General features: G+C 69.9%; 16 protein-coding genes and 1 tRNA gene. 7 read left to right on the top strand and 10 right to left on the bottom strand.

Translation table 11 applies throughout. From position 1 onward, the window contains the following. The first annotated feature begins 37 nt into the window (after positions 1–37). Positions 38–160 (top strand): hypothetical protein, encoded by a 123-nt coding sequence (locus QOZ89_RS32485; RefSeq protein WP_312627487.1) that lies wholly within the window; start codon positions 38–40, stop codon positions 158–160. 20 nt (positions 161–180) lie between these two features. Here QOZ89_RS32485 and QOZ89_RS32480 read toward each other — a convergent pair whose 3' ends face one another. Together QOZ89_RS32480 and tatA are read right to left on the bottom strand one after the other, a co-directional pair. Further along, positions 181–1,395 carry an amidohydrolase family protein gene (locus QOZ89_RS32480; protein WP_312627485.1) on the bottom strand — a complete coding sequence of 405 codons (1,215 nt, stop codon included), beginning with the start codon at positions 1,393–1,395 and terminating at the stop codon, positions 181–183. Positions 1,396–2,197: 802 nt separating this feature from the next. Continuing rightward, positions 2,198–2,515 carry a Sec-independent protein translocase subunit TatA gene (gene tatA / locus QOZ89_RS32475; protein ID WP_071054061.1) on the bottom strand — a complete coding sequence of 106 codons (318 nt, stop codon included), beginning with the start codon at positions 2,513–2,515 and terminating at the stop codon, positions 2,198–2,200. A gap of 539 nt (positions 2,516–3,054) precedes the next feature. Between tatA and QOZ89_RS32470 the strand changes: the two genes are divergently transcribed. Together QOZ89_RS32470 and QOZ89_RS32465 are read left to right on the top strand one after the other, a co-directional pair. Continuing rightward, positions 3,055–3,267, top strand: coding sequence for a hypothetical protein (locus QOZ89_RS32470; protein ID WP_131804230.1), 213 nt, complete (start codon positions 3,055–3,057; stop codon positions 3,265–3,267). 130 nt (positions 3,268–3,397) lie between these two features. Then, positions 3,398–3,470, top strand: a tRNA-Arg gene (locus QOZ89_RS32465). A gap of 81 nt (positions 3,471–3,551) precedes the next feature. On the opposite strand, the gene QOZ89_RS32460 is transcribed toward QOZ89_RS32465, so the two are convergent. From QOZ89_RS32460 to QOZ89_RS32450, 3 genes are all read right to left on the bottom strand, one after another. Further along, complete coding sequence (locus QOZ89_RS32460; RefSeq protein WP_312627480.1) at positions 3,552–4,877, bottom strand: tyrosine-type recombinase/integrase; 1,326 nt, start codon at positions 4,875–4,877, stop codon at positions 3,552–3,554. Beyond that, positions 4,877–5,140: a hypothetical protein gene (locus tag QOZ89_RS32455; RefSeq protein ID WP_312627478.1), complete on the bottom strand. Its 264-nt coding sequence runs from the start codon at positions 5,138–5,140 to the stop codon at positions 4,877–4,879. Before QOZ89_RS32455 ends, QOZ89_RS32460 begins: the two co-directional genes overlap by 1 nt. A 249-nt stretch (positions 5,141–5,389) precedes the next feature. Beyond that, the gene (locus QOZ89_RS32450) at positions 5,390–5,686 is read right to left on the bottom strand and encodes a hypothetical protein (RefSeq protein WP_312627476.1); all 297 of its coding nucleotides are present in this window, start codon (positions 5,684–5,686) and stop codon (positions 5,390–5,392) included. Positions 5,687–5,846: 160 nt separating this feature from the next. On the opposite strand from QOZ89_RS32450, the gene QOZ89_RS32445 reads away from it, so the two are divergent. Beyond that, complete coding sequence (locus tag QOZ89_RS32445; protein ID WP_491723679.1) at positions 5,847–6,047, top strand: helix-turn-helix transcriptional regulator; 201 nt, start codon at positions 5,847–5,849, stop codon at positions 6,045–6,047. A 206-nt stretch (positions 6,048–6,253) separates the two neighbouring features. Here QOZ89_RS32445 and QOZ89_RS32440 read toward each other — a convergent pair whose 3' ends face one another. The 5 genes from QOZ89_RS32440 to QOZ89_RS32420 all read right to left on the bottom strand — a co-directional run bounded on the left by QOZ89_RS32440 (position 6,254) and on the right by QOZ89_RS32420 (position 10,716). Then, the gene (locus QOZ89_RS32440; protein WP_312627474.1) at positions 6,254–6,442 is read right to left on the bottom strand and encodes a helix-turn-helix domain-containing protein; all 189 of its coding nucleotides are present in this window, start codon (positions 6,440–6,442) and stop codon (positions 6,254–6,256) included. Between the two features lie 41 nt (positions 6,443–6,483). Then, the gene (locus QOZ89_RS32435; protein ID WP_312627472.1) at positions 6,484–8,196 is read right to left on the bottom strand and encodes a replication initiator; all 1,713 of its coding nucleotides are present in this window, start codon (positions 8,194–8,196) and stop codon (positions 6,484–6,486) included. Further along, entirely contained in the window at positions 8,193–9,857 is a 1,665-nt protein-coding gene (locus tag QOZ89_RS32430; protein ID WP_312627470.1) for an FtsK/SpoIIIE domain-containing protein, read from the bottom strand. Before QOZ89_RS32430 ends, QOZ89_RS32435 begins: the two co-directional genes overlap by 4 nt. 131 nt (positions 9,858–9,988) lie before the next feature. Next, positions 9,989–10,306, bottom strand: a complete 318-nt coding sequence (locus QOZ89_RS32425; protein WP_312627469.1) for a hypothetical protein — start codon at positions 10,304–10,306, stop codon at positions 9,989–9,991. Continuing rightward, the gene (locus QOZ89_RS32420; RefSeq protein ID WP_312627467.1) at positions 10,303–10,716 is read right to left on the bottom strand and encodes a plasmid replication, integration and excision activator; all 414 of its coding nucleotides are present in this window, start codon (positions 10,714–10,716) and stop codon (positions 10,303–10,305) included. The genes QOZ89_RS32425 and QOZ89_RS32420 overlap by 4 nt, the downstream gene beginning before the upstream one ends. Positions 10,717–10,905: 189 nt before the next feature. Between QOZ89_RS32420 and QOZ89_RS32415 the strand changes: the two genes are divergently transcribed. The 3 genes from QOZ89_RS32415 to QOZ89_RS32405 all read left to right on the top strand — a co-directional run. Further along, positions 10,906–11,313 (top strand): helix-turn-helix domain-containing protein, encoded by a 408-nt coding sequence (locus QOZ89_RS32415; protein WP_312627465.1) that lies wholly within the window; start codon positions 10,906–10,908, stop codon positions 11,311–11,313. Between the two features lie 304 nt (positions 11,314–11,617). Beyond that, positions 11,618–11,821 (top strand): hypothetical protein, encoded by a 204-nt coding sequence (locus QOZ89_RS32410; protein WP_157910458.1) that lies wholly within the window; start codon positions 11,618–11,620, stop codon positions 11,819–11,821. Then, on the top strand, positions 11,808–12,332 hold a 525-nt coding region (locus tag QOZ89_RS32405; RefSeq protein ID WP_312627463.1), incomplete at its 3' end, for a recombinase family protein. The genes QOZ89_RS32410 and QOZ89_RS32405, both read left to right, overlap by 14 nt.

Raw genomic sequence — 12,332 nt, 5'->3', positions numbered from 1 at the left:
TGGAGGCTACCTGCGCAGGGCGGCTGATGATCATGGGGTGAAGCTGGAGGGGGCCTCGGTGGCGGTGGGCCGGGTAGCGGCGCCCGTGCGGGGCCTGGCCGGGGACGTCGAAGGCCCCGCCGCCCAGGAGAACCTGGGCCGCGGGGCCTTCGCCCGTTGACCGGGAGGCCCGAGGGCCGTCTAAGCGGCTACCAGCTGGGCCTGGGCGTCGCGGAGGGCCTTGTTCGCGTTTTCGGGGAGGGCGCCGAGGGGCGTGGCGACCTCCTCGACCGTCGGGCCGTACTGGGCGGCCAGCGGGGCGAGGGCGTCGAGGTCGAAGTCGTAGAGCCTCGCGGCGTTGCCGGCGAGGATGTCGCGCACCTGGGCCTCGGGCAGGTGGTGCAGCACCTGGCGGATGGCCTCCAGAGTGAACGGCGACGTGCCCTCGTCATGCGGGTAGTCGCTGCCCCACATGAAGCGGTCGTGCCCGATCACGTCGCGGGCGGCGATGTCGGCGGGACGGGGGAAGCTCGCGCCCGACCAGCAGCTCTGCTGCCAGTACTCGGTCGCCGAGCGCGGGATCGCGTCCTCCTTGCGGTACTTCAGCTCACCGATCGCGCCACCGCGGATGCTTTCCAGGACGCCGTCGAGCTGCTTGAGCAGCGGCGGGATGCCGGCCGCCGACGACTCGGTGATGACGAACTTCAGCCGCGGGAACTTCTCGAACATGCCGGAGAGCAGCAGGTGGACGAACGGCCGCATGCCGTAGAAGCCCACCTCGCTGATCATGAGCGCGGGCGTGGCCGAGTAGCGGCCGTAGTTGGGCGAGCCGGTGCCGCCGTGCAGGTTGAGCGGGATCTCCAGGTCCTGGATCGTCGCCCACAGCCGGTCATACTCCGGGTCGTAGAGCGGCTTCACCCACTTCACGTCGGGCGCGACGTTCGGCAGCAGCACGCCGCCGCGCAGGCCGTGCTCCTTGATCCAGGTGATGTCCTCGATGGCGTCGTCGATGTCGTTCAGGAAGAACTGCCCGACGCCGGCGCGCTGCGCCGGCTTGCGGGCGCAGAAATCCGCGAGCCACCGGTTGTGCGCGTGGATGCCGGCGCGGCGGTGGCGGTACTCCTCGGCAGTCGGCGGGCCGGCGAACAGCACGAAACCCGGGTAGAACGGCGGCACCGTGTTCGGGAAGATCACTTCGCCGACGACGCCCTGGGAGAGCTGGTCGCGGTCGCGCCGCTCGTCATCCCAGTTACGGACCCGCAGGTCGGTGTCGCGGAGATCCTTCCATGGGTTCTTGTACTTTCCGCGCCAGGCGTCGAAGTCTTCCTTGAACGCCGAGTCGAGGTACTCGCGGTAGGTCTCATGGTTCGCGCCGGCGTGGGTGTCGGCCGAGATGATCGTGTACCGGGCGGCCACGGGCACTCCCTGGTCTGGTCGATGGGACGTAGCATAATAGAACGTCGTTTCAGTCTGACGTGTCAAGGAGACGCCAGCCGGCGGGCGCGCGACCTCGGCCACCTTGGCTGGCGCCTCTGACTGCCGCCGGATGCCACGGCCCAGCTGGGGCTCTGTCCTGCAACGGAGTTCTCTCCCCCATGGGGGGCGCTGCGTCAACGCGGATGCCCTGGGAAGCGGATGCCCTGGCAACAGGGTGCGGTGGCCGCCTGGGCAGGCTTGGATGCCGATCTTTCCGCCATCCCGACCGAGGTCGGCCGCTCCGGTGATGACCATCTCGGTGCGGCGAGCACTGACGCCGGAAGGTCGGGCGTCGGCGTTGCGGTTCCGCGCGGCAGCCAAGATCTTCCCCACCCGCGATCATTCATGATCGCCGTGGATGTGTCGTCGCGGTCGTGATTTGGCGGGATCCGCGACTGCGACGACACATGGGAGGTGATCTATCGGTCGCATGCTGCCGGGCGAACGCCGGTGGCGCGGCGGTGCACGTGACCATTAACCAAAAACTGCTACCGGGCTGTGGGGCGCGATTCCGGCCAAGGCCGCGCAGTGTCATCGCCGCGCCGTGAGCTTGATCAGCGGAACTGTATCGAGATACGAACCTGGCGAGGGCCCAGGTTCGGATCTCGATACAGTCCTGGCGATCTTCAACGGCGAGGGCCGGGTGCGCAAACGTCGCCGGAAACGTGCGGTAGTCGCGGAGCGGGATGGTGGCGCCGCGCCGCGCCGCCGCGTTCGGCGCCGCCGTTCGGGGGCGCGGACGTCAGCTGGCGCTGCCCGCCCTGTCGGTCACCACGGCGGCCACGGTGGCCTCGGCGGGGTGGGCGGTGGCGGCGGTGGCCGCCGGGACGGTGTTGTCGGCGGGCGTTGGCGCAGCGGGTGCCGCGATGGCGGCGGCCGGGGCGGCCTCGGCCGGGGCGGCGGGCGCGCCGCCCTCGTCGCCCATGGCCTTGACCTCGGACTTGAAGATGCGCATGGAACGGCCGAGCGAGCGCGCGGCCTCAGGCAGCTTCTTCGAGCCAAACAGGACCAGCACCACAACCGCGATGATGATCAATTCCGGGGCGCCCAGATCTGGCATGTGCGCTGCTCCCTTCCCGCTCGCGAGGTCGGCATAAACGCCAGACCGCGACTGATATTACGGCTTCGCCGGGCGACCCGGCGCGTGACCACGAAGACCCTCACCTATTGTGCGGTCCCCACGTCGAATCCCGACGAGGATCATCCAGCCGCGAATAGATGATCGTTGGACGGACGTCGTCGCCTGACGAAAACCGGAAGCAAGAAACTCCCGCACCGCCGGCTTCCTGTCTCATTGGGTCAACGCGCGGTGCCGGATGGGCATCTTTCCGCGGTCGCTGTGTCGATCCTTGGTCGACCCGCGGCGGAGGATTTCGATCAACCGTGGTGGCTGCCCCTCCCGCGTCCGGTCTGGCGGACCGCCACATTCGACGAGGCAAGCCCTGTGACCGCCGTCGCCACTGGTGCCGCCGCCATCTCCCATCTCCACGGCTGCCGTCTCAACCACTGCCGTGGCGGCCGTCAGCCTGCTGACTGCCGGGCCAGAGCAAGCCCTCTGGACCGCCATACCCCCGCACTTCGCCCCCGCAAGCCCGGGTCGTGGTGCTCACCACCGCCCCTGTCCTGCTCGGCCCTGTCCTGCTCGGCCTCGGTTGGAATCTGGGCCTGCTGGTCGGCACCGCCGTCATGACCACCCCTGTCGCCGGCACCACCAGAGCCGCCCCGCAGGGCAAGGTGGACGTCGCCATCGCGGCCACCATCGCGGCCGACGGCCTGATCTCCGGCCTCGTCGTCGTCCGCCGACACCGGTAGCAGCCCTGGCCGATGCCCTGCGGGCCGAGGCCTCAGCCCCGCCGTACCGGTTCGATCGTCACCCGGTCCGTGCTGTAAGCTGCTACCAGTCAGCCGCCAGGGGTGGCAGACATCGCAAGACTCGTAGGACGCGCTCGTAGCTCAACGGATAGAGCATCTGACTACGGATCAGAAGGTTGGGGGTTCGAGTCCCTCCGAGCGCACGTCTGGTCGAGACAGGTCAGAGCCCCGCAGCAGCCGCAAGGCAGCGCGGGGCTCTGCTCTTTGACAGCCAAGTTGACAGGCTAGGGGCTGTCAGCCCGCTTCCGCCCTGTCGTCCGGGTCGCTCGGCTCGTCGTCCTCCTGGTCCTCGGCGTCGTCCGCCGTGTCGAACCAGGCATCGAGCTTGGTCGCCGCGTCGCGGCTGACGTCCTCGACCATGTCACGTAGATGTCCATCGTGGTCGAGAGCATCGTGTGGCCGAGCATCGCCTGAATCTGCTTCCAGTCGACGCCCAGGGCGTAGGCCATGGTCGCGGCGGTGTGGCGGAGCGCGTGCGGGCCGAGGTGGCGTAGGCCCGCCTCCTTGCACAGCGCGGACAGGTGCGTGTTCAGCGCGCGTGGCTCCTGGTGACGGCCGATGGTGTTCGGGAAGATCAGGCCGTTCTCCTTCCAGCGCTTGCCGGCCGCCTGCCGATCGGCCGCGAGCCGGCACCGATGCGACTTCAGGACGTCGATGCACTTCTCGGGCAGCGCGATCGTGCGTTGCCCGGCGCGGCTCTTGGTCGGGCCGACGATCAGGCCCTGCACGCCGCGGACGCGGGTCACCTGGAGTTCGACGCGGAGGGTTCCCGCGCTCTCGTTGAAGTCGCGCCAGCGCAGCGCGAGCACTTCTCCGCGACGTAGCCCGACCATTGCGAGCAGGACATAGACCGCGTAGAACCGGGTCGGTTCAGCCGCCGCGAGCAGCCGTAGGCCGTCGTCACGGTTCAGCGCCGAGACCTGACGGCGTGGCTTGCGTGCCTTGGGTACGCGGACCGTCTTCGCGACGTTGCGGGACGCCTTCTCCGTGATGACCGCTTCGTCGAGCGCCTGAGAGATGATCGTTCGCAGGGTGCGCATGGTCGAGGTGCTGTAGCCGGCCGCCGCCTTGCCGTTCAGGAAGCGCTGAACGTCTTCGTGCTTGAGATCGACGACGCGGATCTTCCCGAGGCCGGGCCGGACGTGGTTCTCGACGTTGTCCCGGTAGCTGGACTTCGTCGACAACGCCCGCTCGGACGGCATGACCACCTCGTCGAGCCAGTATGTCAGGAAGTCACCGAACCGGGCGCGACGATCGAGACTCGCGATCCCGTCGGCCTGAGCCTGCCGCGCCTCCCGCTGGGCTTCGATCGCTTCCTCTTGGGTCTTGAAGTAGCGCGGCACCTTCTTGCGCCTGCCGTTCACGATGCCGTAGTCGATCTCGACCACCCAGCGCTTCCGGTCCTCGCGCCAGAACACCGAACCCTCGCCATGCGCACGGCGGTTGCGTCGCGTTCGTTCGGTTGAGGTCTGGCCGTCGTCAACGCTGGCTACCGAGTCCTGGTTGGTCGTCTCGTCGCCATCGCCGCGGCGTGCCTTGCGCGCGGCCATCAGGCCATCTCCTGTCGGTCGCTGGGAGATTCCCGCGCCACCTCGGCGAGGGCGAGTGCGTAGCGGGCGGCCACGATGGTGAATTCGTCCGCGCGTCCGGCGACGACTTCCTCCGCGACGAACCGCAGGGCGCCGCAGGCATAGGAGTACTGGGCGTCGAGCGGGTAGCGGGCCACTTCGGCACGCGCCTTGGTCAACTCGGCCGCAGTGGGGCGGTAGTCCGCCGAGTCCTTGGCAGACGGGTCGGGCCTGTTTTCGGGCATGACGATTCGAAGCTCCTTGCCGGAAAGAACGGAATTGAGCGCCGGGTGCGGGTGTCGTTGCCGGGCGTCGGTGGGGGTTCCGTTCTCTGGGCGGAGGGATGGTCTGTCGGGGTGCCGGCCGCGTCCAGGGCGCTGCGCGTCGCTACGCGATCGGCCTTCGGCCGACCCTGGACCCGTCCGACACCCCGACAGCTGGAAATGCCGCCAGAGAACGGAAGAAAATGGGGGGTGGGGCAGGCAGGGGTGCCGCTACGGGCGGGAGACGCCTGCCGCCGTCGGGTCCGTCGAGGGCATCGCACCCGCGGGGACGAGCGCCGAGGCGCCGGGCAGGTGCCGGAAGACGAGGACCACGTCGATGTCGCCGAAGTGCTCGGTGAAGAAGGCGTCGGGCGGGAGGTCCGCGAGGATCGCCACCAGGTCGCCGATGTCGGCGCCGGGGCGGATCGTCAGCTCGTGGCCGGTGTCGGTCGTCTGCGTCGAGACGAGCGGCGAGTCGTCACCGGGGGTGCGCCACGCGCCGAAGCCGCCGGAAGAGAAAATGGGCATAGGGCTTCGCTCCTTGTGCAGCAAGGGGTGGGGTCTCAGGTCCCGGTTGGGTGTTGGCGCACCCGCCGGGACCGCCTTTCCGTTCGGCACTTGACGGTTGCCTAGTGCCTTGTCATCGAGTGTGGATGCCGGGTAGGCAACCGTCAAGTACGGTTCTGGTGTGCATCACCTCATGGGGGCCGCCGAGGTCGGGAAGCGGCTGGGTGTGAGCCGGCAGCGCGTGAGCCAGATCGCCGGCAGTGACCCGACGTTCCCGAAGCCGGTCGCCGATCTTGCCGCCGGCCGGATCTGGCGCGCGGAGGACGTCGAGCGCTGGATTGCCGAGCACCGCCCCGACCTGGCGCCGCCTGCTGACGAGTGACGGTCGCCGTTTTGTCGGTGGTGGCCCGTATCGTTGCCGGCGCTGGAGTCAGACGGAGTGCCGGTACGGGCCCGCGGCTCATGGGGGGTGGGTCAAAGGTAGGGGTCCCCGGGCTTCGGCTCCGGGACTTCGAAGAAGGAATTCCATACCCCACCCCCCATTGCCCGGCCTGGGAGGTCCGCGCGGACGCCCGCATGGTGCGGGTCTCATGCGGCACCGGCCCGGCCGCCGCGGAGCCGACCGACGTAGGCCACGAGCGCGTCATGTGGGATGCGCCGGGCGCGGCCGATGCAGATCGATTCCAGCTCGCCGGTGGCGAGGAGTTCGTAGACGGTGGAGCGGCCGAGGCCGAGTTGTTCGGCTGCCTCTGCGGGGGTCAGTAGGAGCTTGGTCACGGCGGTCTCTCCCGGGCGCGAGGGTCGGAGCGGATGGCGGGTCAGGCCGCGGATGGCCGGTCTCGGCCCGGGGGTCCGGTCGCGTCCGGGGGTGTCAACTGCGCGCGCCAGCGTTGTCGGTTCGCGATCGCATGCAAGATCAGATGTTCGCGTCGGGGCGCATCCTGGTCGCCGGGCCTGACCAGTTCCCAGGCCAGCCGTGGCGCGTTCGCCGAGTTGGCGACCGGCTGCTCTGCCGGACTGCCGCCGTCGGGCCGGTGGCCGAGGGCTTCGAGTTGGGCGCGGACGAAGTCGATCCGGTCGGCTTTGTGATCGCCGAGGGTCTTGCCGGACCACTTTCGAGAGACCAGGACCCGCCGGCCACCGAAGCCGAGCGTTTCCCGCCGGTGGGTCTTGCCCTTGCACCGTCCGGGAGCGAGGCCGGGCCGGGCGTTCTTCGGTGCGATCCCATGCAGGAGCCAGTTCGCGCAGATCGGGGAGCACGGCTCATAGCGCAGCGCCGCCGCCAGCCGCTCGACGTGTGCCCGCTGGCGGTCCGTCTCGCTCGCATGGCAGCCGTCCAACGACTTGGTCAGATACTTGGTCAGGTAGCCGATCAGCTTGCCGGTCGTGGCCGAGTGGGCGGTGATGCCGTCCGCGCGGATCTGAGGTCCGAAGTGGACGACGTGGGCCGGTTCGTCGTCTGGGCCGATCGCGTCGAGCGCCTCGTCCCACGGGACCAGCTCCGCCCCAGTGACCGGATCGACGTAGCTGCCGGTCTGCTCGTCCCACGTAGGCAGATCGGGACCGTCCGGCGCGTATACGGGCGCGTCGGTGGGTGGCCACCAGACCTGGTGGTAGGTCGCGGCCGCGACCTGGCGCAGCACGATCCGGGGAACGGTTCCGCGGAACGCGGCGTGAACGTGCGGCGCGAGCCGTCGCTGTGGTTCCAGGACCGCGAAGTACTGGACGTCCCAGCCCACAGCGCGGCGGAGGTTCTGCCAGAACCGGTCGATCAGCTTCGGGAAGTGGATCGCGTCCCGCGCCGCCCGCTGGTAGTCATACGAGTCCGGATCGACGGGTGTGCCGTCGGTCAGGACGCGGCCGTAGGTGTCGCAGGTGAGGGTGAGGAACATCGACGGCCGCCAGGCCGTGCCGTCCGGCGCGGTGTACGTCCGGCCGACGGTCCGCTTGTCGACGGGTAGCCGGGGCAGGTCCGCGGCGTCCTGGCGCCGTCGGGTCGAGCGGGTCCGCCGTGGTCGTTCCCGGTTGTCCGGAGCGGCCTTCCCGCGTACGCCGAGCTCGGCGAGGGCTTCGTCGACATGGCCGATCACCCCGTCGATGTCAGCGACGTTGGCCGTGTCGCCGGCCTGCTCGGACTCTTTGCGGAGGGCTTCGAGGTCGGCGCGGAACCGGCCGAGGTCCTTGGCTTCGTCCGACGGTGGGTCGGGTGGGGGTAGCGGTTCGTCGTCGAGGTGCCATCCGCTCTTGCATTGCGCCATCCGTAGCCGTCGTGCCCGCTCGGCACACGGTGGGCACTTGGACGCCAGGGTGGCGCCGCAGGGTGCCGGGATGATCGTGGTTTCGCCGGTGTCGAGGTCGACGCGGCGCAGCGCTATCGGCCGCACGCAGACGCCTTCTTCGACGGCGACCGCTTCGACGACGTGGCGGGCGAGTGGCTGGCGCATCCGGGCCAGTCGTGACCCAGGCCGCGGTTCCCCGGCGGCCGGATCGGCCGGGCCGAGGTCGGCGTCGTCCTGGTCCACGGCGGTCACTTGTCGGTCCACGGGTCGCCGTACTCGGTCAGGTCGGGAACCCAGCCGTCCGCCCGACCACGGGCGGCGGGGTGCCGGCCGCGTGTCTTGGGTCGTGGCCATGAGAGCCGTCGCCGGCGGACGGGCGGGTCGAGGCCGAGGACATCCCCGAAGCCACGCGCCCGGAGGATCTCCACCACGTCGGGCCAGACGGCGGGCGCTGGTAGCTGCGGACGCGCCGGCATCGCCGTGAGTTCTGGTATCCAGCCGGTGGCAGGGACGCGGTAGCGGTCGACGGTCCGGCGGATCTCGCCGTCATCGGGAAAGGACGCCCGGACCCGGATCGGTTCGGCGCCGCCATCCTCGGCGACGTAGCCCGTGCCCTGGAGGTCGATGGGGATGTCCTCGCAGCGGGCGCCCTTCTCGTGCGCACCGGCGCCGAGGACGAGGTCGACCTGGTCGGCTTCGACCAGGCGCAGCGCGACGCGGACTGGGAACAGGTCGCGGAATGGCAGGGTCTCCTTGCGCGGGTCCTGGACCGCGGCCACCACGACCACGCCCGGCGCCCGTCCCTGCGACAGGAGCAGTGGCAGCGAGGCCGAGAGCCGCTTCTTGAGATCGCGGTCGGTCACGTAGGCGGTGAGCGCGGCGATCTCGTCGACGACGACCACGATCAGCGGGTCGCCCACGGTCGGGACGTGCAGCCGGGACACGCCCCGCAGCCCGTCCGCGCGGGTCTGCATGCGGGCTACCGCGTCGTCGAGGAGATCGGCGATGGAGGGCAGGTCGTAGGCGAACCGGGTGAACATCGGAGCGCCCGCCGCCATCTCCATGCCGCCCTTCGGGTCACACACCCACAGCTCGGCGAGCCCCGCCGAGACCGCTGGGCCGAGGGCGCGGATCAGCGACCAGAGCACCGAGCCCTTGCCCGAGCCGGTGGCACCGGCGACCAGGACGTGCGAGCCGCGCAGCGGCAGCAGCCACGGGGCACCGTCCTCCCGCCGGCCGAGAGGCAGGTTCCCCAGATCGCCCGTGCCGTCCGACCCGTCGACCGGCGCAGGAGGTATGACGGTGTCCAGCGGGTCGCGGCGGTAGAAGTCGACCCAGACGAACCCGACCCGCTCCGCACGGACCCGGCACGCCCGCGCCCGGTAGATGTGCCGCAGCGCTTCCGCCTGCTCCGCCCAGACGTCGGGCGTCTGGCCAGGCAGCAGCTCCACCCGCAGCGACTCCACCGCGGCCGAAGCGCGGAAGGCGCGGATGCGGGGGAAGTACTCGTCAAAGGTCACCCGCTCCGCGTTCGACGCCGGAATCTGGATCGCCAGACCGCAATGCACCGTCGCCGCCCGCCACTTACGGCGGTAGACGGCCACGAGCCGGACCCGACCCCAGGTCCACCGGGCCGCCCGGTCAAACGAGCACCGATGCACCAGCCGCCACACGACGGCAACGAGCAGCACGGCGCCGGCCAGCGCGCCCAGGCCGAGCAGACCCGTGCTCCGGTAGAACGCGGTCAGGAGGACCAGCAGGGCGACGGTGAACGGGTGCCGCACGAGCAGCATCACCAGCCGGCCGCACAGCCGGGCCGCCAGGCCGACGAGCACCATCCACAGCGGCACGCGGATCGTGTCGTGTCGCGCGGGTAGAGACGGGATACGGCGGTCCCCGTTGATTCTGGGCATGACGAATACCACCCGTTTCACGGCAGGGCAAAGCCAGGGCAAGGAAACGTGAAAGAAAGACAGGGCAGGCCCCGAGCCGCCGGCACCGATTCAGGCCGGCGCCCCGGGAAACCCGTGAGAAAGCGCGGCTATCAGGCCGCGCGGGAGACCGACGGAACCGCCGCCGACACCGGGCCGGACGTTTCGCCGGCCTCGGTGGTGCCAGGGGTTGCGGTGAAAAGCTGGCAGTTCTCGACGAACCGCACCGCCGCGTCCGCCAGGTCCCGCGCGAACCGCATCGCGGTCGAGTCGAGATCGGTCGTCGACAACGCGATCGTGACCGTGACATCCCCGGTCGACAGCGTCAGGATCGGCGACCGGTCGTCATAGGTGTAGACGTGTACCGATGCCCCGGCGCAGACCGCGAGGTGCGCCGACAGCCGGGTGGGCGAGGGGCGCTTGCTGCTCACGCCGCCGCTCCCTGGGTGCGCCGAGCCGGCAACGGCGTGACCGGCCGCAGGCCCGAGGCCCGCAGCGCGAACATCTGCCGCGGACGCGACCCGTTCGTGTCCACCCACGGAATCACCAGCACCCCGACCAGCTCCACCGGCCGAAACGGCGTACCCGGGATCGGGTCCGGCGGCACCGGCGCCACCTCCGCCGCGATCTTCACCTTCAGCTCCGCCGACCGCGCCGTCGGATCCGCATCCATGACCCGCACCACCCACAGCCGCACGCCGGTCTCCTTGTCGAGCTCCTGCGGATCCGGCGCCTTGGCGCGCATCTTCTCGAAGTCGTTCGACGGCTCCACACCCAGCACGTAGGCACCGTTCGGGAACACATCCGCGAACGCCACCGGAATCCTGCGAGGAATCGCCACCGCGCCACACCTCCAAGGGAAAGGCCCTCGCCCGGACGATCCGGGCGTATTGAGTATGTGACTACGATGCGCCGCTCGCCGAGCGCTCGTCGAGCGGGTATCCAATGGTTGGATAGCGCCTTTGGATGAAATGCAGGTAGTAGGGTCGCGATGTTCTCGCCTGAGCCCGGAAACGATAATGTTTGCTTTGTGGCAAAGAACGGGGAGCGGCCGGTACGCACGCCGCGCGAGGACTGGCGGGCCGTCGCCCAGGCGCTCAACGCCCGGATGACCGCCCGCAGAGTCGGTCAACAGGAGCTTGCCGACCAGGCCGGAGTATCGGTCGCGACGCTGCGCGTGTTGCAGCACGGAGCTGGTCGCCGCCGCGTCCAAGACGCCACACTGGCGGCAGTCTGCCGCGCGCTGGACTGGCCAGCCGACCATCTATTGTCGATCTTGCTCGGTCAACCCGCGCCGGGAGCCGCCTCTGCGGCGAGCGCATCCGCTGAGGACTCGTTCGCTGCCCTGGTCGAGGGCCAGGCCGAGATCCTCGCCGTCCTGCTCCGCATCGAGCGGCAGATCGACGGCATTGCTCGTCACCTCACGTCGGCATATTGATCTTTAATGTGTGGGGTCATGTTGATCGCAGGCCTTCCCAGGTCAGCCCGGTCGCGGTGAGGAATCCGAGGATCAGCTCGGGCCGGTACTGGATCTGTTTGAGGCCGTGTTTGACGGTCCGCAGGACCTGGTCGAGGTTGCGGGCGGCGAGATTCGGCAGGGTGGTGCGTTTGAGCTGGGACCAGACGCCCTCAGTCGGCTTGCCGCGGTGCAGGGAGAGTTGGACAGGGTGGCGCTGACGCGCCGATTATCGGTGGGGAGGGGTTGCTGCGGCTGGTCGAAGTGGTCGATCAGCTACGGGCCCGTGAGCGGTGTGAAGGCGGTGCGTTGTGGACGGCACCGGATCAGACGGCCTCCCCAGATCCCGGCGGGCATGCCGTGGGCGCTGCTGCCGGAGCCGAGCCGGCGGGAGGCAGTCGCAGTCCTGATCGTGCTGGTGGAGCGGCTGGCGGGTCGGGCGGTCGGCAGCGGCGGGCGGGACGGCGGTGACGTCGATGCTGCTGTGTGAGCGTGAGATCGGGAAAGTCCAGGGCCGGCATCGGGATCGCCTGGCGGTGGTGTATGTGCGCCAGTCCTCCCGTCAGCAGGTGCTCGATCACGGCGAGTCGACCCGGTTGCAGTACGGGCTGGTCGAGCGGGCGGTGGCGCTGGGGTGGTCGTCGTCGCGGGTGCTGGTGATCGACGAGGATCTGGGGCGTTCGGCGGCCGGGGTGGTCGAGCGGCCGGGGTTCGCCCGCCTGGTTACCGAGATCAGCATGGGGCATGTGGGCCTGGTGGTGGGGCTGGAGATGTCGCGGCTGGCCCGCGCTGGACGTGACTGGCATCAGCTGGTCGAGCTGTGCTCGCTGGCGGGAGTCCTGCTGGCCGACACCGACGGGGTCTACGATCCGGATGAGTACAACGACCGGCTGCTGCTCGGGTTGAAGGGCACCATGAGCGAGGTCGAGCTGCACCTGCTTAGGCAGCGGATGACAGCGGGGCGGCTGGCCAGGGCGGGCCGCGGGGAGCTGGCGGTGCCG

The organism is Pseudofrankia coriaricola (assembly GCF_032027725.1).
Lineage (GTDB): Bacteria > Actinomycetota > Actinomycetes > Frankiales > Frankiaceae > Pseudofrankia.
The sequence above is the reverse complement of the archived record's forward strand: the minus strand, read 5'-3'. Positions and strand labels throughout refer to the sequence as shown.

Coding starts and splice junctions, on each gene's coding strand:
- tatA (WP_071054061.1), bottom strand. CDS start 2,515: ATGCCAGATCTGGGCGCCCCGGAATTGATCATCATCGCGGTTGTGGTG.
- QOZ89_RS32460 (WP_312627480.1), bottom strand. CDS start 4,877: ATGGCCGCGCGCAAGGCACGCCGCGGCGATGGCGACGAGACGACCAAC.
- QOZ89_RS32455 (WP_312627478.1), bottom strand. CDS start 5,140: ATGCCCGAAAACAGGCCCGACCCGTCTGCCAAGGACTCGGCGGACTAC.
- QOZ89_RS32450 (WP_312627476.1), bottom strand. CDS start 5,686: ATGCCCATTTTCTCTTCCGGCGGCTTCGGCGCGTGGCGCACCCCCGGT.
- QOZ89_RS32430 (WP_312627470.1), bottom strand. CDS start 9,857: ATGCCCAGAATCAACGGGGACCGCCGTATCCCGTCTCTACCCGCGCGA.